At 66.3% G+C, this 20,206-nt stretch carries 23 protein-coding genes; 5 read left to right on the top strand and 18 right to left on the bottom strand.

The window, feature by feature from the left end; genetic code table 11:
* Positions 1 to 7: 7 nt before the first annotated feature.
* From nusA to pip, 4 genes are all read right to left on the bottom strand, one after another.
* Positions 8 to 1,636, bottom strand: a complete 1,629-nt coding sequence (gene nusA / locus C6Y53_RS09390; RefSeq protein ID WP_106472198.1) for a transcription termination factor NusA — start codon at positions 1,634 to 1,636, stop codon at positions 8 to 10.
* Complete coding sequence (gene rimP, locus C6Y53_RS09385) at positions 1,636 to 2,214, bottom strand: ribosome maturation factor RimP (RefSeq protein WP_106472197.1); 579 nt, start codon at positions 2,212 to 2,214, stop codon at positions 1,636 to 1,638. The genes nusA and rimP overlap by 1 nt, the downstream gene beginning before the upstream one ends.
* A gap of 137 nt (positions 2,215 to 2,351) precedes the next feature.
* The gene (locus C6Y53_RS09380) at positions 2,352 to 3,164 is read right to left on the bottom strand and encodes an ABC transporter substrate-binding protein (RefSeq protein WP_106472196.1); all 813 of its coding nucleotides are present in this window, start codon (positions 3,162 to 3,164) and stop codon (positions 2,352 to 2,354) included.
* Position 3,165: 1 nt separating this feature from the next.
* Entirely contained in the window at positions 3,166 to 4,143 is a 978-nt protein-coding gene (gene pip, locus C6Y53_RS09375; protein ID WP_106472195.1) for a prolyl aminopeptidase, read from the bottom strand.
* 48 nt (positions 4,144 to 4,191) lie between these two features.
* Between pip and ubiG the strand changes: the two genes are divergently transcribed.
* The gene (ubiG, locus tag C6Y53_RS09370; RefSeq protein ID WP_106472194.1) at positions 4,192 to 4,941 is read left to right on the top strand and encodes a bifunctional 2-polyprenyl-6-hydroxyphenol methylase/3-demethylubiquinol 3-O-methyltransferase UbiG; all 750 of its coding nucleotides are present in this window, start codon (positions 4,192 to 4,194) and stop codon (positions 4,939 to 4,941) included.
* A gap of 3 nt (positions 4,942 to 4,944) precedes the next feature.
* On the opposite strand, the gene C6Y53_RS09365 is transcribed toward ubiG, so the two are convergent.
* The 4 genes from C6Y53_RS09365 to C6Y53_RS09350 are packed head-to-tail and all read right to left on the bottom strand — an operon-like array spanning position 4,945 to position 7,255.
* Positions 4,945 to 5,388: a MarR family winged helix-turn-helix transcriptional regulator gene (locus tag C6Y53_RS09365; RefSeq protein WP_106472193.1), complete on the bottom strand. Its 444-nt coding sequence runs from the start codon at positions 5,386 to 5,388 to the stop codon at positions 4,945 to 4,947.
* 12 nt (positions 5,389 to 5,400) lie between these two features.
* On the bottom strand, positions 5,401 to 6,234 hold the full coding sequence (locus C6Y53_RS09360; protein WP_106472192.1) for a carbon-nitrogen hydrolase family protein: 834 nt from the start codon (positions 6,232 to 6,234) through the stop codon (positions 5,401 to 5,403).
* Entirely contained in the window at positions 6,231 to 6,491 is a 261-nt protein-coding gene (gene grxC / locus C6Y53_RS09355; protein ID WP_106472191.1) for a glutaredoxin 3, read from the bottom strand. The genes C6Y53_RS09360 and grxC overlap by 4 nt, the downstream gene beginning before the upstream one ends.
* Positions 6,492 to 6,526: 35 nt before the next feature.
* On the bottom strand, positions 6,527 to 7,255 hold the full coding sequence (locus tag C6Y53_RS09350) for a ComF family protein (RefSeq protein ID WP_106472190.1): 729 nt from the start codon (positions 7,253 to 7,255) through the stop codon (positions 6,527 to 6,529).
* A 17-nt stretch (positions 7,256 to 7,272) separates the two neighbouring features.
* On the opposite strand from C6Y53_RS09350, the gene C6Y53_RS09345 reads away from it, so the two are divergent.
* Together C6Y53_RS09345 and hemH are read left to right on the top strand one after the other, a co-directional pair.
* Positions 7,273 to 8,097 carry a methyltransferase domain-containing protein gene (locus C6Y53_RS09345; RefSeq protein WP_106472189.1) on the top strand — a complete coding sequence of 275 codons (825 nt, stop codon included), beginning with the start codon at positions 7,273 to 7,275 and terminating at the stop codon, positions 8,095 to 8,097.
* 52 nt (positions 8,098 to 8,149) lie between these two features.
* Positions 8,150 to 9,202: a ferrochelatase gene (hemH, locus tag C6Y53_RS09340; RefSeq protein ID WP_106472188.1), complete on the top strand. Its 1,053-nt coding sequence runs from the start codon at positions 8,150 to 8,152 to the stop codon at positions 9,200 to 9,202.
* Between the two features lie 113 nt (positions 9,203 to 9,315).
* Here the strand turns inward: hemH and C6Y53_RS09335 are convergent, their stop codons facing one another.
* Both C6Y53_RS09335 and C6Y53_RS09330 read right to left on the bottom strand, forming a co-directional pair.
* Positions 9,316 to 9,498, bottom strand: a complete 183-nt coding sequence (locus tag C6Y53_RS09335; protein WP_106472187.1) for a hypothetical protein — start codon at positions 9,496 to 9,498, stop codon at positions 9,316 to 9,318.
* Positions 9,499 to 9,639: 141 nt separating this feature from the next.
* On the bottom strand, positions 9,640 to 10,212 hold the full coding sequence (locus tag C6Y53_RS09330; RefSeq protein ID WP_106472186.1) for a L,D-transpeptidase: 573 nt from the start codon (positions 10,210 to 10,212) through the stop codon (positions 9,640 to 9,642).
* 170 nt (positions 10,213 to 10,382) lie between these two features.
* On the opposite strand from C6Y53_RS09330, the gene dalA reads away from it, so the two are divergent.
* On the top strand, positions 10,383 to 10,892 hold the full coding sequence (gene dalA, locus C6Y53_RS09325; protein ID WP_244614983.1) for a divisome-associated lipoprotein DalA: 510 nt from the start codon (positions 10,383 to 10,385) through the stop codon (positions 10,890 to 10,892).
* Between the two features lie 70 nt (positions 10,893 to 10,962).
* Here the strand turns inward: dalA and C6Y53_RS09320 are convergent, their stop codons facing one another.
* From C6Y53_RS09320 to hslO, 7 genes are all read right to left on the bottom strand, one after another.
* Entirely contained in the window at positions 10,963 to 11,460 is a 498-nt protein-coding gene (locus C6Y53_RS09320) for a L,D-transpeptidase family protein (RefSeq protein ID WP_106472184.1), read from the bottom strand.
* Positions 11,461 to 11,538: 78 nt separating this feature from the next.
* Complete coding sequence (locus tag C6Y53_RS09315) at positions 11,539 to 12,312, bottom strand: ion transporter (RefSeq protein WP_106474028.1); 774 nt, start codon at positions 12,310 to 12,312, stop codon at positions 11,539 to 11,541.
* Positions 12,313 to 12,330: 18 nt separating this feature from the next.
* Positions 12,331 to 13,569 (bottom strand): class I SAM-dependent RNA methyltransferase, encoded by a 1,239-nt coding sequence (locus tag C6Y53_RS09310; RefSeq protein WP_106472183.1) that lies wholly within the window; start codon positions 13,567 to 13,569, stop codon positions 12,331 to 12,333.
* The gene (locus tag C6Y53_RS09305) at positions 13,566 to 15,413 is read right to left on the bottom strand and encodes an ABC transporter ATP-binding protein (protein WP_106472182.1); all 1,848 of its coding nucleotides are present in this window, start codon (positions 15,411 to 15,413) and stop codon (positions 13,566 to 13,568) included. Before C6Y53_RS09305 ends, C6Y53_RS09310 begins: the two co-directional genes overlap by 4 nt.
* Positions 15,414 to 15,584: 171 nt before the next feature.
* On the bottom strand, positions 15,585 to 16,736 hold the full coding sequence (locus tag C6Y53_RS09300; protein ID WP_106472181.1) for a CCA tRNA nucleotidyltransferase: 1,152 nt from the start codon (positions 16,734 to 16,736) through the stop codon (positions 15,585 to 15,587).
* Positions 16,733 to 17,329, bottom strand: coding sequence for a CoA pyrophosphatase (locus C6Y53_RS09295; RefSeq protein WP_106472180.1), 597 nt, complete (start codon positions 17,327 to 17,329; stop codon positions 16,733 to 16,735). The genes C6Y53_RS09300 and C6Y53_RS09295 overlap by 4 nt, the downstream gene beginning before the upstream one ends.
* On the bottom strand, positions 17,322 to 18,263 hold the full coding sequence (gene hslO / locus C6Y53_RS09290) for an Hsp33 family molecular chaperone HslO (protein ID WP_106472179.1): 942 nt from the start codon (positions 18,261 to 18,263) through the stop codon (positions 17,322 to 17,324). The genes C6Y53_RS09295 and hslO overlap by 8 nt, the downstream gene beginning before the upstream one ends.
* A 75-nt stretch (positions 18,264 to 18,338) precedes the next feature.
* Between hslO and C6Y53_RS09285 the strand changes: the two genes are divergently transcribed.
* Positions 18,339 to 18,800, top strand: coding sequence for an NUDIX hydrolase (locus C6Y53_RS09285; RefSeq protein ID WP_106472178.1), 462 nt, complete (start codon positions 18,339 to 18,341; stop codon positions 18,798 to 18,800).
* 4 nt (positions 18,801 to 18,804) lie between these two features.
* On the opposite strand, the gene C6Y53_RS09280 is transcribed toward C6Y53_RS09285, so the two are convergent.
* The gene (locus C6Y53_RS09280; protein WP_244614982.1) at positions 18,805 to 20,073 is read right to left on the bottom strand and encodes a PP2C family protein-serine/threonine phosphatase; all 1,269 of its coding nucleotides are present in this window, start codon (positions 20,071 to 20,073) and stop codon (positions 18,805 to 18,807) included.
* Positions 20,074 to 20,206: the final 133 nt, after the last annotated feature.

Below are 20,206 nucleotides of genomic sequence, written 5' to 3'. Positions count from 1 at the left end.
CCTGGGATCAGGCCCCGGCCTCCTCTGCGCGTTCTTCGCCGAGATCCTCGTCTTCCTCTTCCTCGTCGGCCTCGAGATCGGCAGGATCGACCCAGCCCAGCAGGACCCGCGCGGTCATGACCAGATGCTGCGCCTCTTCCAGCGACACGTCGAACGGCTCCAGAATACCGTCATCCTTTGTCCGTTCGCCGTCAACCGTGGTCCAGCCGCCGGCCAGTTCCCAGTCGGCGCAGGTGGCAAAGTCCTCCAGCGTCTTCACATCGTCCTTGGCCAGCGCCTCGACCATCTGCGGCGACAGGCCCTCGAAGTTGATCAGGCTGTCCTCGGCGCCCAGCGCGCGCGCATTTTCCAGCGCCGCCTTGGCCTGCGCCTCGAGGAAATCGCGCGCCCGCGCCTGCAATTCCTGCGCTGTGCCTTCGTCGACACCATCGATGGTCAGCAGTTCGTCGATCTCGACATAGGCCACCTCCTCGAGGTTGGTGAAGCCTTCCGAGACCAGCAGCTGGGCAAAGAATTCATCCAGGTCCAACGTATCCATGAACAGCTGCGTGCGTTCCTCGAATTCCTTCTGGCGGCGCGCGCTTTCCTCGGCCTCGGTCATGATGTCGATGTCGAGACCGGTCAGCTGCGATGCCAGCCGCACGTTCTGACCGCGCCGGCCGATCGCCAGCGACAGCTGTTCCTCGGGCACCACGACCTCGATGCGCTCGGCATCCTCGTCCAGCACCACCTTGGTCACTTCGGCCGGCTGCAGCGCGTTCACCAGGAAGGTCGGCTGATCCTCGTTCCACGGAATGATGTCGATGCGCTCGCCCTGCAATTCGTTGACGACCGCCTGCACGCGGCTGCCGCGCATCCCGACACAGGCGCCGACCGGGTCGATCGAGCCGTCATAGGAGATCACCGCGATCTTGGCGCGGGAACCGGGATCGCGGGCCACGGCCTTGATCTCGATGATGCCGTCATAGATCTCGGGCACCTCCATCTTGAACAGCTCGGCCATGAATTCCGGCGCGGTGCGCGACAGGAAGATCTGCGGGCCGCGCGGTTCGCGGCGCACGTCCTTGATGTAGCAGCGGATGCGGTCGTTCGGCCGATAGCTTTCGCGGCCGATCTTCTCGTTGCGGCGCAGGACCGCTTCGCCCGCGCCCACATCGACGATCACGTTGCCGTATTCCTCGCGCTTGACCAGCCCGTTGATGATGGTGCCGGCGCGATCCTTGAATTCCTCGAACTGGCGGTCGCGCTCGGCCTCGCGGACCTTCTGCAGGATCACCTGCTTGGCCGATTGCGCGGCGATCCGGCCCATTTCCACCGGCGGCACTTCCTCGACGAACTGGTCGCCCACCTTGGGGTCGTCCAGATACTGCCGGGCCTGTTCGACGGTGAACTCGGCCTGGTAGTTTTCCAGTTCCTCATCCTCGACCACGGTGCGCACGCGGGTAAAGGTCGCGCGGCCGGTCTTGCGGTCGATCGACACGCGGATATCCATTTCCGAGCCGTATTTCGACTTGGCCGCGCGGGCGAGGCTTTCTTCCATCGCCTCGACCACGAGACCGGGGTCGATCATCTTTTCGCGCGCCACCGCCTCGGCGGTCTGCAAAAGTTCCAGCTGGTTGGCAGAGGTGATTGCCATTACTCTGTCTCCTCTTCGGACGTTTCCGTCTCGATTTCGTCGAATTTGGTCTCGTTCAGCACGCCCGCGTCCTTGCGCTGGCGCAGCATCTCGCGGATCAGATCGTCGGTCAGGACCAGCTTGGCCTCGCCCAGCCAGTCGAATTTCAGCCCGACCGTGCCCTCGTCGATATTGATCAGGACCTCGTCGCCCTCGATCCCGGCCAGCGTGCCGCGGAACCGGCGGCGGCCGTCGATCAGCTCGGCCGTTTCCAGCTTGGCGACGTAGCCCTCGAAAGTGTCGAAATCCTTCAGCCGGGTCAGCGGACGGTCGATGCCGGGGCTGGACACTTCCAGCGTATAGGCATCGAGGATCGGATCCTCGACATCCAGAACCGCGCTGATCGCGGTCGAAATCGTGGCGCAGTCGTCCACCTCGATGCCGCCGGCGGGCCGATCCGCCATCACCTGCAGGGTCGGGTTCTTGCCCGACATCAGCCGCACGCGCACCAGTTCATAGCCCATGTCCTCGATCACCGGGGTGATGATCTCGGCCAGGCGGCGGTCCATGGCGGATTTTGCGATCAGGTCGTTGGTCATGCTATCCGGACACAAAAAAACGGGCACGCGGCCCGTCGAACTTTCCCGGTGGAGCTTCGGGCCAGAGCCCGACGCGCCGCTGTTGATGCGCATATACGCAGCTTTTCCCCGCTCTGCAAGCCCTCGTTGAGCCGGGATCAGATCAACCACCACCGTTCGGCGATCCGGCCGTCGTCGAGCGCCCCGCGCGTGCCGATGACCGGCGGCACGCCGACCGCGGTGCTGGCGGCCAGCGCCATGTTGCGCGCGGAGGGATGAAACCGGAACCCGCCGCGCCCGTGCAGTCCGTCGGGCAGAGGCAGCGCGGCCACGTCCACATGACCGTCGCGCAGCGCCTCGGCCCGGACCGCGGCATCGGGTATCACCAGCGCCTCGATCCGGTCGACCCAGCCGGCGCGGTCCTCGCGGTGATGCCCGGCGACCCGGTCGGCGCGCAGATACCGCCCGCCGCGATGCTCGACGATGCGGTAGCAGCCGGTTCCGGTGCCGTTGCGGTCGATGGCAAACCCGGCATCGGCCAGCATGATCGGAAGATCGGGATTGCCCCGGTCCAGTTCCAGCACCAGCGACCGCGGCCCCTCTGCCCCGGCCCGCACGAGGCCCAGCCGGTCCGCGTGGACCGCAAGCGATTCGGCAACCGCGTCGGCCACCAGCCGGGTGCCATCATGGAACCATGCGTCCCCGCGCAGCCCGATATGCCAGACGCGGGCATCGGCGCTGCCCCGCCAGCTGTCGGCCAGTTCGCCGCGCAACACCCCGTCGGGCGCGATTTCGGTCAGGGTCTCGAACCCGGCGCCGCGGGCAACCCGCCCGAGACTGCCGTCGCGCGGCAGCGCCAGCCGCAACACCCCGCCCCGGCGCGGCTCGTCGCCCATGGTCACGCCGGCCGCGGACATCAGCGCCGCGGCGGCCCCGGTCGTGAACAGCAGGCGTCGGTCGATGCGGGTCATGTCAGGCGGCCTCCTGCGCGACCCGGTCCATGATCCGGACCAGCTCGGCGCTGATCCCCGGTTCGGACAGGGCGTGCCCCGCGTTGCGCACCATCTTCAGTTCGGCCCCCGGCCAGCGCCGCGCCAGTTCATAAGCCATGGCGGGCGGGCAGATCATGTCATAGCGCCCCTGCACGATGACGCCGGGAATATGCGCGATGCGGTCCATGTTCCCCAGGATATGCTGATCGGGCCGCAGGAACCCGCCATTGATGAAATAGTGGTTTTCGAGCCGCGCAAAGGCACGGGCATAGTCGCCCGGGCTTTCGCCCGAACTGCCTGAGGAATGGATCGAGGCCAGCGCGTTTTCCCAGGCCGCCCAGGCCCGGCCAAACCGGATTTCCTGTGCCAGGTCGCCGGAAAACAGCCGCCTGTGATAGGCCGCGATGAGATCGTCGCGTTCGTCCTCGGGGATCAGGGCGGTAAAGCGCGCCCAGGTCTCCGGCCAGAACCGCCCCGCGCCGCCGCCATAGAACCAGTCCAGTTCCGCCGGCGTCATCAGGAACACGCCGCGCAGCACCAGCCGCGCGACCCGGTCGGGATGGGCCTGCGCATAGAGCAGCGCCAGCGCCGCGCCCCAGCTGCCGCCGAACACGGTCCAATTGTCGATCCCGAACAGATCGCGCAGTTTCTCGATGTCGGCGACGAGGTGCCAGGTGGTGTTGTCGGTGACGCTCGCATGGGGCCGGGACCGTCCGCAGCCGCGCTGGTCGAACAGGATCACCCTGTAGATCGCGGGATCGAAATAGCGCCGCATCGCCGGGCTGCAACCGCCGCCGGGACCGCCATGCAGCACCACCACCGGCCGCCCGTCCGGGTTGCCGCATTGCTCGACATAGATGCGATGACCCTGGCCGACCTCGACCATCCGCGTGTCGAACGGGTCGGTCGGCGGGTAAAGATACTGCACTGCGCGCTTTTGGTCGGGATACTTGTCCATTACAGCCCTATATAAGCCCAAACGGCAGATGAGCATATGGAGACAGGAATGCAAGCGCCGCAATCGACCGTGGACCCCGCCGAAGTCGCAAAGTTCGAGGCGATGGCCGCCGAATGGTGGGATCCGGCGGGCAAGTTCAGGCCGCTGCACATGCTCAACCCCTGCCGGCTGGATTACATCACCGCGCAGATCGCCGCCGAATTCGACCGCGACCTGGCCTCGGAGCTGCCCCTGGCCGGGTTGCGGCTGCTGGATATCGGCTGCGGCGGCGGGCTGCTAGCGGAACCGATGGCCCGGCTGGGGGCCGACGTGGTGGGCGCCGATGCCGCCGCCGGCAACATCCCGGTGGCGCGGATCCATGCCGAACAATCCGGCCTGACCGTCGATTATCGCCACTCCACCGCCGAGGAACTGGCGGCGGCGGGCGAGACATTCGACGTGGTGCTGAACATGGAGGTGGTCGAGCATGTCGCCGACCCGCTGGCCTATCTAACCGCCTGCCGCGACCTTCTGAAACCCGGCGGGCTGCACATCTGTTCGACCATCAACCGCAATCCCAAATCCTTTGCGATGGCCATCGTCGGCGCCGAACTGGTGATGCGCTGGCTGCCGCGCGGCACCCATGAATGGTCGAAATTCATCACCCCGGACGAACTCTTCGAGCTTCTGGCCCGGGCCGGGCTGACCCCGGTCGACCGCAAGGGGTTCGTCTTCAACCCGCTGAGCTGGGACTGGCGCCTGTCGTCGCGCGATCTGAGCGTGAACTACGTCACCGCCAGCACCCGTCCGCAGGGCTGAGCGTCAGTCCCCGTTTTCCAGTTCCCGCCGCAGCGAGCGCAGCACCGGCAGCGCCGTGCGCAGGTCGTCGGCGCCGACCGTTTCCACCATCGACCGGATCATCGGCATGATCGCCGATATCGCGTGATCGCGTGCCTGCCGGCCCGCCGGGCTGATCGCCACCATCTTGCGCCGCGCATCGTCCCAGTCGGGGCGGATATGCACATATCCGGCCCATTCCAGCTTGGCCAGGGTGTTGGTGATGGCGCCGCGCGTGACGTGGAAGGTATCGGCCAGCTGCGCCGGGCTGCGTTCGCCGCCGACATGGAGCAGGTGATTGAGGACCGAGAAATGGGAAATCTCCATCCCCTTGGGCAACGCCTTGCCCAGCCGGCTCTTCAACAGCTGGTCGGCAGCGATGATTTCGCTGAACAGGCTGACGGCGAGGGAATTGGAGTCCTCGGACATGGTGGTCCTCTGCTATGGTCCGCTGAACGGCCGGATATGGGACAGCGACGGCACCCGGGCGCGCGCTTCGTCCACTGACCTATCATCCAGGTCGAAAATGTGAATGCCCGGCGCGGTTCCGGCATCGACCAGAACCTCGCCCCACGGCGATATCGCCATCGAATGCCCATAGGTGCGACGCGGCCGGCCATTGTGCGAATCATGGGTGCCGGTCTGGGCCGGGGCCAGCACATAGCATCCCGTTTCGATCGCGCGGGCGCGCAACAGCGACTGCCAATGCGCCGCCCCGGTCACCGGCGAAAACGCCGCCGGGATGGTCAGGATCCGCGCGCCCGCCCGCGCCAGCGCCTGGTAGAGATGCGGGAACCGGATGTCGTAACAGACGCTCATGCCCACCGCGCCAAAGGGCGTTTCGGCCACCACCGCCCGGTCGCCGGGCCGATAGCCGGCGGATTCGCGGTAGGTTTCCGTCTCGGTGACCTGGACGTCGAACATATGGATCTTGTCATAGCGGGCAACCACGCCGCCATCGGGGCCGATCAGGAACGACCTGTTGGCAAAACGCCCGTCCGCCGCATCCGTGGTTTTCAGGCCCAGCGAGCCGATCAGCAGCCAGATGTCCAGCGCGGCCGCCTGCACGCGCAGCGCCGCCAGCGTGGGATCATCGGCCTCATGGCACAGCACCGCCTCCTGGTGGCTGCGGCTCGACGACAGGCAATTGGTGACCTCGGGTGTCAGCACGAACCCCGCACCCTGCGCCGCCGCCTCGGCGATATGGGCTTGGGTGACGGGCAGGTTGGCGCCGGGATCGTCGCCCGAATTCAGCTGGACAAGCGCGGCCTTCATCGCGGCGCCAGCAGCGCGTCGAGCTTGCCCGCGCGATCGAGCGCATAAAGCTCATCGCATCCGCCCACATGCGTATCGCCGATGAAGATCTGCGGCACCGTGCGTCCACCGCTGGCCCGCGACACCATCTCGGACCTGCGCGCCGGGTCGGCCGCCACGTTGATCTCCGAGAAATTCACGCCCTTCTGGCGCAGCAGCCGCTTGGCCGCATGGCAAAAGCCGCATAGCGGCGACGAATAGATTTCGACCGGTTGCATCCGCAATCCCCTTCGACGATCCCGTTTGCATGGATTTAGTCATCTCTGGTCACACGCGCCAGTGTGACCACATCGACACGCGCCGCCCCCGCGTCGAGACAGGCCGTCGTACAGGCCGACAGCGTGGCGCCCGATGTCATCACGTCATCGACCAGCAGGACCGCGCGCCCCGCCATGCGATGCCGCCGGCCGGGATGCGGCGCGATGGCGCCGGCCAGTTCGGCAAACCGGTCCGCGACGTTCTTGCCGTCCTGTTTGGCGGTGCGGCGAACCCGTTGCAGCAGGTCGGGGCAACAGGCCAGCCCGGCCTCGCCCGCCAGCGCCTGCGACAACAGCGCCGACTGGTTGTAGCGCCGCCGCAGCAGCCGCGACCAGTGCAGCGGAACCGGCGCCACCAACATGCCGGGCCGCAGCAGCGGCCTGGCCGCGCGCATCATCCATTTTGCCGCCGGTTTCGCCATCTCGGCCCGGTCGCCGTGCTTGAGCGCGAGAACCAGCGCGCGGGCGCGATCCCGGTACAGCAGGGCCGACCGGCCCCGGCCCCAAGGCCGCGGTCGCTCCATGCAGTCGTCGCATTCCAGCCGGTGCCCGTCATCGGAACCGGGCAACGGGGTGCCGCAGGCATCGCAGACCGTCCCGCCGATAAAGGGCGTATCCCGCCAGCACCGGCCACACAGGCCGAAATCGCTTTCGACCATGTCGCCGCAGCCCAGGCACCGAGGCGGATAGAGCAGCGCCACCACGGTTTGTATCCGGCCCCGCATTGCCCTAGTTAGCACCCATGACCCAGGGCCCCCTTCTGTTCGACCGCGATGCGCTGACCCGGCACCGTATCCGCGCCGCCGCGATCGGCGGCGATCCGTTCCTGCATCGCGCCGCGCTGGACGAGGTGCAGGATCGCCTGTCGATGGTTAAGAGATCCTTTACCGCGCCGGCCATCGTCACCGGCCTGCCGGAATTCTGGCGCGGGGCCTTTCCCGGCGCGGCGATCGTGGGTGACGATGACACGCTCGCGCTGGAACCGGGCAGCCATGATCTGGTGATCCACGCAATGGCGCTGCACTGGGCCAACGATCCGGTGGGCCAGATCATCCAGTGCCGCCGCGCGCTGGTGCCGGACGGGCTGTTCCTGTGCGTTTCGCCGGGCGGGCGCACGCTGGCCGAACTGCGCCACGCGCTGACGCTGGCGGAAAGCGACATCACCGGCGGCCTGTCTCCCCGCGTGGCGCCGATGGCGGAACTGCGCGAGGCCGGCGCACTGCTGCAACGGGCCGGGCTGGCCCTGCCGGTGGCCGACGCGGTTTCGCTGACCGCCGAATACCGGGACCTGCCGCACCTGATGCACGATCTGCGGGCGATGGGAGAAACCGGAGCGATGGCGGGCCGGCCGCGCCACCCGACGCGGCGGGCGCTGTTTGCCCGCGCCGAATCGGTTTACCGGGCCGGGTTCGCCACCGAGGCCAACCGCCTGCCGGCCACGTTCGAACTGATCTGCCTGACCGGCTGGGCGCCCGACGCGAGCCAGCCGCAGCCGTTGCGGCCCGGATCGGCGCAGGCGCGACTGGCCGACGCCCTGAACAGCACCGAAACCCGGTTGCCGGATTGATTCCGGCCTGTCAGCCGCTATTTGCAAGCTACGCGCAGCCACAGGAACCACGATGACCGCCACGCCGACCCACGCCGCCCACGCTCCCGAAGATCACCCGACGCTGCCGCCCGCGCGAATCGGCGTGCTGCTCGCCAATCTCGGGACCCCCGACAACCACGACTACTGGTCGATGCGGCGCTATCTGAACGAGTTCCTGTCCGACAAGCGGGTGATCGACTACCCCGCGTGGAAATGGCAGCCGGTCCTGCAGGGTATCGTGCTGACGCGCCGCCCGTTTGCCTCGGGCGCGGCCTACAGGTCGATCTGGAACACTGAGGCGGACGAAAGCCCGCTGATGACGATCACCAGGGCGCAGACCGACAAGATCGCAACGGCGCTGAACAACCGGCATGGCGATGCGGTCCGGGTTGATTACTGCATGCGCTACGGCAACCCGTCGGTGAAATCGAAGCTGCGCGAGATGATCGATGCGGGCTGCCAGAAGATCCTCTTCTTTCCGCTCTACCCGCAATATGCGGGCGCCACCACGGCAACCGCCAACGACCAGTTCTTTCGCGCGCTGATGGATGAAAAATGGCAGCCCGCGACGCGGACGGTCCCGCCCTATTTCGACGACCCTCTCTATGTCGAGGCCCTGGCCGGGTCGGTCACGCGCGCCTGTGCGGGGCTGGATCACGACCCCGACGTGCTGGTGTGTTCCTATCACGGATTGCCCGCGCGTTACCTGACCGAGGGTGACCCCTATCACTGCCAATGCCAGAAAACCACGCGTCTGCTGCGCGAGAAACTGGGCTGGGACAGCAATCGGATCATCACCACGTTCCAATCCCGGTTCGGCCCCGAGGACTGGCTGCAACCCTACACGGTCGAGGAAGTCGCGCGGCTGGCGAAGGCGGGCAAGAAGCGAATCGCCATCTGCGCGCCGGCCTTTTCCGCCGATTGCATCGAAACGCTGGAAGAGATCAACGAGGAGATCCGCGACAGTTTTGTCGAGGCCGGCGGCGAGAGCTTTACCTATATCCCCTGCCTCAACGACGACGACGCCCATATCGCGGCACTGCTGCGGCAGATCGACCGCAACCTTGCCGGCTGGATCGACTGAACCGACCATGCGCCCGGCCCCGGCGGCCCGGAGATGAAACCGGACATGAATCGGGACATGAAAAAAGGCGGTGAGAAATCACCGCCTTTTCGTAACTGATTGCCCGGTCAGGCTCAGTTGGCGGCAACAGCCGCTGCAACCAGCGCCAGCAGAACCAGCGGCAGCAGGATGCCGTCGGACGAGCCTTGGGTTTCTTCAACGATCACCGGGGCTTCGACGACGGGCTCGGCCAGGCTGCCGGCAAAGGCGGTCGATGCGGCTGCGGTGAAGGCGGCTGCGAGAACGAGTTTCTTCATGTTTTGTCTCCAGATAATGCGCGGCCCGGTTTTGCCGGGTCCGCACAGTCAAGTACTACCTCGTGAGTGTCTTCTATGAAGCAAGGCCCCGGTCTTGCAATCTTTGGAATCGCGGGGGCCGCTTTCAACACCGAAATGTCGTCAAATTAGCAACACTTGCGTGCCGTTCTTCGCGAGCGAAAACAGTTCGGCGATGTTCCTGTTGTAGAGGCCGATGCACCCGTTCGAGGACCGCCGGCCGATCTTGCGCGTGTCGTGGGTGCCGTGGATCCGATAATATTTCCAGCCCAGATACAGCGCGTGTGTGCCCAGCGGATTTTCCGGTCCCGGCGGGATGAAATCGGGCCATTCCGGGTTCCGCCGTTTCATCGACGGCGTCGGGGCCCAACTCGGGCCTTCGACCTTTTGCACGACGCTGGTGCGTCCGCGGCGGGTCATGTCCTCGGTCAGCGGGACCGAACAGGGATAGAGACGATAGATGCTCTGATCCTCGGACCAGTAATGCAGCGCCCGGGACGAGGTATCGACCAGAATCGCACCGTTATTCAGGGTGCTGAAATAGGTGTGCCAGTCGGCCGACCGGAAACTCGAGATGTTTCGCTGCACCGGCGGCTTGGATTCGATATCCTGCGCCAGCGCGGGCGCACCGACCAGAGCGGCGGTGCCGATCAGAAAGCTTCGGCGATTGGGGTGAAACGGTGTCTTTTTCATCATGGCGCAATCCGATCAGCAAGATGTTCCGGAATGAGGCAATCATATGGCGGGAAAGTCGCAGTCGCAAATCAAACCGCTGATTCTTGCCGAACCTGAGCCTGTTGCGATTTGCGCCGCCTGTAAACCCGAGGTAAACGCTGTTGGTGAACCAGAATTCGCGAGGGGATCCCGTGCGCCTTTTTCTTTCCCTGTTGATCGTCGCCTTCGGGCTTGCCGCCTGCGACCCGTATCCGCAGACCGCACCGGGGCCGGACGGTCTCGCGCCGCCGAAAGTGACGCGGATCCGCAAGGGTCAGGAATCGAAAGTCCAGTTCCGGATGCTCGATTCGCTCAACTCGCTGCGTTCGGCCTCGGGCGCCGGGCCGGTTCAGCTAGAATCCAAGCTCACCGCCGCCGCCGCGACCCATTCGCGCGACATGGCCAACCAGGGCCGGCCCTGGCATTTCGGGTCTGACGGATCGTCCCCGATCGACCGCGTCGCCCGCACCGGCTATCCCGGCACGATGCTGGGCGAGGTGATCTCGGAGACCTACGAAACCGAGCTGGAAACCCTGGCCGCGTGGATGGACCAGAAGGACACGCGCCAGATCCTCATGGACCCGCAGGCCATCAACATGGGTTTCTCGTGGTATCAACAAAGAAACGGCAAGATCTGGTGGACCTTGCTGATGGGGAACTAGAACCCGTCGCAGCCGGCAGGCAGGGGGGCCACCCCTGCTGCCAAACCACCAAAATTGTCGTGAGTGACCCCTACGCCCAGATGCTGATCGGCGTGCCGTCGCGCACCATGGCGTAGATCTGTTCGATTTCCTTGTTCTTCACCGCGATACAACCGGCTGTCCAGTCGCGTCCCTTGGCCTTGTAGGTGTTGGGCTCACCGTGGATGAAGATGTTGCCGCCGGGTTTCATTCCCAGCGCCTGGGCCTCGGCCATGTCCTGTGCATCGGGATAGGAGATCCCCACCGACAGGTGAAAGTCGCTGCGGGGATTGCGCCGGTCGATGTAATAGGTGCCCTCGGGCGTGCGGCCGTCGCCTTCGACCTTCTTGTCGCCAACCGGATTGAAACCCAGATCCACCTTGTAATGCTCGAGAATTTCCTTGTGGTGCAGCAGGTAGAGTCGGCGTTCGCCCTTGTTGACCACCATACCGGTGACTTCCGGCCCGTTATATTTCAGGAACTTGCTGCTGCTGCAGGCTCCAAGCCCCAGCATCGCCGCAGCCCCCAAACCGAAGTTACGTCGTTTCATCTGTCTGATTCTCTGCCAGTTTGCCTCGGTTCATCTCTACAGTTCTTCGTTAAGAAAATCAAAACCCCGGTCTTGACTTCACCGCGAAGCGTCACCCGAAAGCCGCGTTTCGATCGCTTCGAGCCGCGCCAGAACCTCGTCGCGATAGGCGTCGGTCCGTTCGCCTTCATCCGCATGATGCGCGTCCTGCATCGAGTTCACGATCAGGCCGACCACCAGGTTCACGACCGCGAAGGTGGTCACCAGAATGAACGGCACGAAGAACGCCCAGGCATAGGGATAGATCTCCATCACCGGGCGCACGATGCCCATCGACCAGCTTTCCAGCGTCATGATCTGGAACAGGGAATAGGCGGACAGGCCCAGGTCGCCGAACCAGTCGGGGAAGGCCTGGCCGAACAGCTTGGTCGCGATCACCGCGCCGATATAGAAGATGATCGTCATCAGCAGGAACACGCTGGCCATGCCGGGCAGGGCGGTGATGAACCCTTCGACGACGCGGCGCAGGCTGGGCGCGACCGACACCACCCGCAGCACCCGCAGAATCCGCAGCGCCCGCAGGACCGACAGCCCCTGCGCCGCCGGGATCAGCGCGATGCCGACGATCAGGAAATCGAACACGTTCCACCCGTTGCGGAAGAACCGCGGTCCGTGCGCGACCAGCTTGGCGGCGATCTCGGCCACGAAGACCGCAAGGCAGAGCTTGTCCAGCAGCTCGATCGTATGACCGGCGCGGTCCATGATCGATGGCGCGGTTTCCATCCCCAGCAGCACCGCGTTGAACAGGATCACGCCCGTGATCACCTGGCCCACCAGCGGGCGGTCCAGCCATTGCGCCAATTTTTCCCGCATCATGTCCTCTCGGCCCGTTCAGTCCGCAGCTGCCATATGGGCCAGCGAAAGCGATGCCGCAAGTTCGCAATGCGCCGACCAGCGGAACTGGTCCACCACCTGCACCCGGTCGATCCGGTATCCGGCCGCCACCAGCCGTGCCGCGTCGCGGGCGAAGGTGACGGGGTTGCACGACACATAGGCGATACGCGGCACCTGCGCCGAGGCCAGCTCGGCCACCTGTGCCTCGGCCCCGGCGCGTGGCGGGTCGATCACCACCGCGTCGATCCCCGCAAATTCACCCGCGGTCAGCGGATTGCGGAACAGGTCGCGGGGGCGGGTCGTGACGGCCTTCAGGCCGGGTGCCTTGCGCCATCCCAGCTCCAGCGCCCCGAGCATGGCCGCGGATCCTTCGACGGCGTGAACCTGCGCGGTTTCCGCCAGTGGCAGGGTGAAGGTGCCGCAGCCCGCGAACAGGTCGACGACCCGCGCCGCATCGCCCAGCGCGTCACGCACCGCCGCCAGCAGCGCCGCCTCGCCATGGGCCGTGGCCTGCAGGAACGCGCCCGGCGGCGGCACCACCTCGGCGTTGCCCATGCGCTGGACGGGCGGGCGGCGGGTCACCACCACCTCGTCGTCCCAGGCCAGCCGCGCGAGATCATGGGTTTCCGCCAGCGCGGCGAGCTGCACCCGCAACGGCCCGTCCAGGGGTTTGCCGCCGGTCACCGCCACGTCCAGCCCCGCTACGGCATCGGTCAGCGCCACATCCAGCACGCCCTTGCGGCTGGCCCCTGCCAGCGCCAGCGCCTCGGCCGCCGGCAATCCGGCCATCAGCCGGGGCGACAGCAACCGGCAATCCGGGATCGCCGTGATCGTGCCCGAGGCACGCCCGTGAAACCCGGCCAGCGCACCTTTCCTGGTGCGCCGCACCGCCAGGGTCGCACGGCGGCGCGACGCGGGCGGTGACGTGGCGATCGGTCCGAACGGCGCGTCGAGCCCCTGCGCCGCCAATGCCGAGCGCACGACATCGAGTTTCCAGCCGGCGACGAAGTCATCGCTCGCGTGCTGCAACTGGCAACCGCCGCAGGCATCGTAATGGGGGCAGGGCGCCCTGACCCGGTCCGGCGAGGGCCGCTCGATCCGCACGTCGCGCAGCGCCTTGCCGTCAGGGTCGCCGCTGACCCGTTCACCCGGCAGCGTGCGCGGCACGAATACCGGTCCGGCCGCGATCCCGTCGCCCTGGTGACCCAGCCGGTCGATATCGACCGTCACGCTCACTCGGCCGCCTCGACCTCTTCGGTGTTCAGGAACCCGCCCGACTGGTGCGCCCAGAACTGCGCGTAGAGCCCGCCCCGCGCCAGCAACGCGGCGTGGTTGCCCTCTTCGACGATCCGGCCGCGATCCATCACCAGGATCCGGTCCATCCGCGCGATGGTGGACAGCCGATGCGCGATGGCGATCACCGTCTTGCCCTCCATCATGCCATAGAGCGTGTTCTGGATCGCCGCCTCGACCTCGCTGTCGAGCGCCGACGTGGCTTCGTCCAGCAGCAGGATCGGCGCATCCTTGAGCACCACGCGGGCCAGCGTCACCCGCTGGCGCTGGCCACCGGACAGTTTCACGCCGCGTTCGCCCACATGGGCGTCATAGCCGCGCCGCCCCTGCGGGTCCTCCAGGTCCAGGATGAACTCATGCGCCTCGGCGCGGCGCGCGGCGGCGATCATCTGGTCCTCGGTGGCATCGGGACGGCCATAGAGAAGATTGTCGCGCACCGACCGGTGCAGCAAGGCGCTGTCCTGCTGTACCATGCCGATCTGCCGGCGCAGGCTGTCCTGCGTCACCTTCGAGATATCCTGGCCGTCGATCTCGATCACACCCTGTTCGGCGTCGTAGAACCGCAGCAGCAGCTTGACCAGGGTCGATTTGCCCGCCCCCGACCGGCCGATCAGCCCGACCTTTTCGCCGGGTTCGATGGACAGCGACACATGGTCCAGCCCGCCGCCATCGCGGCCGTAGTGATGCGACAGCCCGCGAATGTCGATGCGCCCGTCCCGCAGCGCCAGCGCCGATGCGCCGGGCCGGTCGACGAGGTCGATCGGCTGGGCGATGGTCTCCATCCCTTCCGCGACAACGCCGAGTTGCCGGAAAAACGTGGTCAGCGCCCACATGATCCAGCCGGTCATCGCGTTCAGCCGAAGCGTCAGCGCCGAGGCCGCGGCAACCACGCCGACCGAGGCCTGCCCCTGCATCCACAGCAGCACCGCCCAGCCGACGACACCGACGATCAGCAGGCCGTTCAGGGTGACCAGAACCACGTCCATGACCGTGTAGATCCGCATCTCGACCTGAAAGGTCCTGCGGGTGTTTTCGATCGCTTCGAGGGCATAGTCGAGTTCGTGGTCGTTATGGGCAAACATCTTGACCGAATGGATATTGGTATAGCTGTCCACGACCCGGCCGGTGACAGTGGACCGCGCATCCGACGCCGCCTTGGACGCCGGGCCGACCCGTTGCAGGGTCCAGCGCACCAGCACGGCGTAGAGCGCCAGCCAGATGAGCAACGGCAGCAACAGCCGCGCATCCGCCGCCATCAGCAGCACCGCGGCCCCGACCATATAGGCCAGCGCAAAGGCGATGGCGTCAAAGACCTGGAACACCACCTCGCCCGCGGCGGGGGGCGTCTGCATGATCCGGTTGGCGATCCGGCCGGCAAAATCGTTCTCGAACCACCCGACCGACTGACGCAGCACATGCTTGTGCGCGCGCCAGCGGATCAGGGTGCCGAAATTGGGCATCACCGCGTTGTTCAGCACCAGCACGTCCAGCACATGCAGCGCCGGGCGGACCAGCAGCACGAATGCCGCGACCAGCAACAGTTCGGACCCATGTTCGGCCCAGACCCTGGCCGGCTCGCCGGTCATCAGGTCGACCACCCGGCCCATGTAGTAGATCAGCCAGATTTCGACCGCCGCGACCACGATGGACAGCAGGCCAGCCAGCAGGAACACCTTGCGGAACGGTTGTGCGTAATCCCACAGGAACGGCCAGAGCCGGGTCGGCGGCCGATCCTTGACGGTGTAGTCAACGTAAGGGTCGACGAGATTTTCGAAGTAACGGAACATGTCGGAGCCTCATGACAGGCAAGAGCAGAATGCAGATGCGGGCGCGTGACGAAGCCGATACGCCACCCGAACGGGCGGAATATCAGCTGGGGCTGTTCCAGATCCCGTGATACATGCTGCATTCCTCCGACTTAGATTCGGGGACGTGCATAGCGAAATCCGCCGCCATTGTCACCCCTTCGCCAGCAAGGCCGCGCGGGACAGGGTGAAACCCGATGCGACCCAGTCGCCTTCAAGCTCTGCCAGGCGGTCGCCCAGCGCGCGGCCCCTCAGCCCGGGCATCAGGTCGGCCGCCCTGACGGGAAACACCGACGCCGCGCCCTTTTCGGCCTCGGCCCGCGCATCGTCATCAGGCGCCAGCCCGAGACACGCGGCACGCAGAGCCAGCGCCCCGAGCGCCGGCGCCACCCCCAGCCGATAGCCCAGTTCGGCGGCGGGCATCGCGCCCTGCGCACCGGTTCGAAACACGTCCAGCGCCGCCATCTGCGCCCGGCTCAGCCGCAACGTGCCTGCCTCACCGACCAGCGCCGCCAGCCGCAGGATCGGATCGGGCGTCAGGCCCAGCGCATCCTCCAGATGGACCAGCGGCGCCAGCGCGGTGTCGTCCGCCCCCGGCAGCACCCGCCCCAGCACGCCGGTGGCGCGCATTCCCGCCACGGACGGGGCCGGATCGGGTGCTGCCAGCAGCTTGAGCAGTTCGGCACCCACCCGTTCGCGCGACAGGCTGTCCAGCCCGTCGAGATGGGTCGAGATCGCCGCCAGCGCCTGCGGGTCGAACCCCGCCCCGGCGTCGCCGTAATGGGCATGAAACCGAAAATAGCGCAGCGATCGCAGATAATCCTCGACGATGCGGCGCCCGGCATCGCCGATGAACCGGACCCGCCGCGCCTGCAGGTCGGACAGGCCGCCCAGCGGGTCCAGCAGCACCCCGTCAGGCCGTGCATAAAGCGCGTTCATCGTGAAATCGCGCCGCGCCGCGTCTTCTTCGACCCGGTCGGAAAAGGCGACAACCGCGCGGCGTCCGTCGGTGGTTATGTCGCGGCGAAAGGTCGTGACCTCATGGGCCAGGCCACCCGCCACCAGCGTCACGGTGCCATGGTCGATACCGGTGGGGATCGCCTTGAGCCCCGCCGCCCGGGCCAGGTCGATCACCCGGTCGGGGCGGGCATCGGTGGCGATGTCGATATCCGAAACCGGCACGCCGATCAGCGCGTTGCGCACGCAGCCCCCCACGAACAGCGCCTGTGCGCCACCCCCGGTCAGCGCCGCGCAGACCGCCTGGGTTCGGGCGTCGGTCAGCCAGTCGCCCGAAACCCGGGTCACTGTGCCATCCTGGACGACAGCGCGCGCAGCATCCGTGCGGTTGCGCCCCAGATGTAATAGGGGCCGTAGGGCACCGCATAGTAATACCGCCGCGCACCGCGCCAGATGCGCGATTCCACCAGATAGTTGTCCGGCGCCATCAGGTGGCTGAGAGGGGCCGAGAAGATCTCGTCCACCTCGCCCGGCTCGGCCACCGCGCGAAAAGGCGTATCGATCAGCGCCAGAACCGGCGTAACGTTGAAGCCGGTTACCGTTTCATGCGCCGGCATGGTGCCGATGATCTGCGGCAGATCGCGCGGCAGACCGATTTCCTCCTCGGCCTCGCGCAGCGCGGTGGCGATGGCATCGACATCGCCGGGATCCTGTTTTCCGCCGGGAAACGCGATCTGGCCCGGATGGTGTTTCAGCGCCGAGGACCGTTTCGTCAGGATCAGCCGGGGCGGGCCGTCCGCCACCGACACCAGAACCAGCACGCCCGCCTGCCGCAAACGCCGGTTTGCGGGCAGAACGGCGTCGGGGTTCAGATCGAAATCCGACGAGGCATCGCCCGGCGCCGCCAGCGCCGCGTGCAGCCGGTCGACGATGTCACTCATCGACGGGCTTTGCCGCATCGAACCCGACCGTCGCCGGATCGAGAACGTAATGCGCGCTGCAGAACTGGCAGTCCGCCGTCACCGTTCCCTCGTCGGTGGTCATCTTTTCGATATCGCGGGCCGAATAGATCGACAGGCTCTGGCGCACGCGGTCCTCGGAACAGGTGCAGCCGAACCGGACCGGCTGGGTGTCGTAGACGCGGGGCGATTCCTCGTGAAACAGGCGCAGCAGCAGGTCGGTGGGCGGCAGGGACGGGCCGATCAGCTCGAGTTCGTCGACGGTATCGAGCAGGATGTTGACCCGGTTCCAGGGCTCGTCTCCATCATCGGCCTTTGCCTGGCCGGTGGCCGGCGGCAGGTGTTGCAGCATGATCCCGCCCGCGCGCCAGTGTTCGGGCTCGCCCGGCACGGTCGAGCGGCCAAAACTGAGCTTGAACCGCGTCGGCAGCTGTTCGGACTGCATGAAATACGCCTCGGCGCTGTCGCTCAGCGATCCGGACACCAGCGGCGCGATGCCCTGGTAGGGCTGGCTGCCCTTGCCCTGGTCGATCAGCACGGCGAAATACCCTTCGCCGACCTGATCGATCGGCGCGCCATCGGTCAGGCGGTCGGCATCGAAACTGGCATAGGCGCGGATGCGCGCCGGTTCGCCCTCGGTCTGCGGCGCATAGTAATCGGTCGCGATCATGCGCACCGCCCCCTTGGACTGCACCTGCAGCGACAGCTTCCAGCGCAGCTTGACGGTCTGGCCGATCAGCGCGGTCAGCAACGCCATTTCCGCCACCAGTGCCTCGACCTGCGGCGGGTAGGCATGCTGCCGGAGGATGCCGTCGAGCACGCCGTCGAGCCGCACCACGCGGCCGCGCATGTCGGTTGCATCAAGCTGGAAGGGCAGGACGGTATCGTCCCACGCGATTTTCGTTCCGAGTGTCATGGGGTTTCCTTGCACGCCACGGATTGGCATATCGCAGCAATATAGGTGCGGCAAGCGGGGATCAAAAGGGCAACCATGATCAGAAGGTTCGGAACGGTCCCCGAGGCCGGGCGGCGATATGTGCGGCGGCCCGGCGTCTATGCGTTGTTGCCACAGGGCGGCGATCTGCTGATCACCTGCCAGCACGATCCGGGACCGGAGCTGCAACTGCCCGGCGGCGGCATCGATCCCGGCGAATCGCCGGTCACCGCGCTGCATCGCGAGGTGCTCGAGGAAACCGGCTGGCTGATCGCGGCGCCGCGCCGTGTCGGCGCGTTCCGCCGCTTCACCTATATGCCCGAATACGATCTCTGGGCGGAAAAGATCTGCCTGATCTACACCGCGCGCCCCGTGCGCCCGCTCGGGCCGCCGCACGAGGCCGGGCATACCGCGCTGTGGATTTCGGCAGGGGACGCCGCGAAAATGCTGGGCAATGCGGGCGACAGGCATTTTGCCGAACGGCATGCGCGCAGATCCCGCCGGGCCGTTGCGGGGTGACGGCTCAGCCGGGTGCGCCAAAGTCGAACAACGTCGCCGACACATCGTCATCCATGCCGGTCACGGGGCACATGATCCGGGTCAGCGACCGGAACAGGGCGTCCAGAAACGCCTTGCCGTCGCGCTGTGAAATGCATCTGCGCACGAGGTTCTTCAGCCCGTCATCGCCCAGCATGCCGCCGCGCCCCAGCGGGCATTCGGTGAACCCGTCGGAATAGAGCAGCAACCGGTCGCCCGGTTGCATCGTGAGCTCGGTGTGATCGAACCGCGCATCGGGCAGCAACCCGACCGGCAGGCCGCCCTCGCCGACCAGTTCCATGCCGCCGTCGCGCCGGATCAGCAGGGGGTGCGGATGCCCTGCCTGCGTCAGCTTCACCCGTCCGGTGGCCAGATCGGCCATTGCATAGGCCATGGTAAAATACTCCTCGACCCCCTCATGCGCCAGCAGGCGGCCGTTGAGGGTCGCGGCGACCTCGCCCGGTTCGCGCAGCGAATAGGCGCCGTTTTTCCGCGACATGGCCAGGTTTTCATCGAAATGCACCGCGTTCAGGTGGCCGCCGAGCCGGGCGGTCATCAGGGCCGAGGTGATGCCATGCCCGGAAACGTCGATACTGTAGAATCCGACCTGGTCGTCGCGGGGTGAAAACATGCCCACCAGGTCGCCACCGATGTGACCGCTGGGTTTCAGCAGCAGGGAAACCTGCGATGCGCCAAAGCATCGGTTGCGTTCGGGCACCAGCGATTGCTGGATCTTGCGCGCCTGCACCAGGTCTTCGTCGATCCGGTCATAGGCGGCCTGCAATTTCTCCAGGGTCTCGGAGATGACGCTGTTCTTGGCCGAAAGTTCGTGCTGCATCCCCAGGATGCGTTCGCCGGCCTTGATACGCGCGCGCAATTCGTCGGCATCCACCGGTTTCGACAGGAAATCGTCGGCGCCGGCATCCAGCCCCTGCGCTACGGCGGCCTTGTCGGTTTTCGACGTCAACAGGATGAAATAGCCATAGCCATCGCCCGACTGGTCGCGGAAGGCGCGGCAGAAATCCAGCCCCGTCATGCCGGGCATCATCCAGTCGCTCAGCACCATTTCGGGCCGGTCGCGATTGCAGATTTCCAGCGCCGCCTCGCCGCTTTCGGCCTCGGTCACCGCGAACCCCCAACGTCGCAGCATCCTGACCAGGATTTGGCGTTGCAGACGGCTGTCATCGACAACCAGGATACGGCGCACCGGTTCGGAACCGGCGGTTTCGTCCGACAAATCGAATAACTTTGGCAATGGCTTCTCACGCAAAAATCGGGGCATGCCCCATTGCGAGAGATTGCGGCAGAATTCCTAACGCAGGGTAAAACCGAAAATTGTCACGATTACGCCGCCGCCGTTCATATCCTGATAACCGGTTCCGGGTGAA

Source organism: Pukyongiella litopenaei (genome assembly GCF_003008555.2).
GTDB lineage: Bacteria > Pseudomonadota > Alphaproteobacteria > Rhodobacterales > Rhodobacteraceae > Pukyongiella > Pukyongiella litopenaei.
Note: the sequence above shows the minus strand (reverse complement) of the source record. Positions and strands in the feature narration are given on the sequence as shown.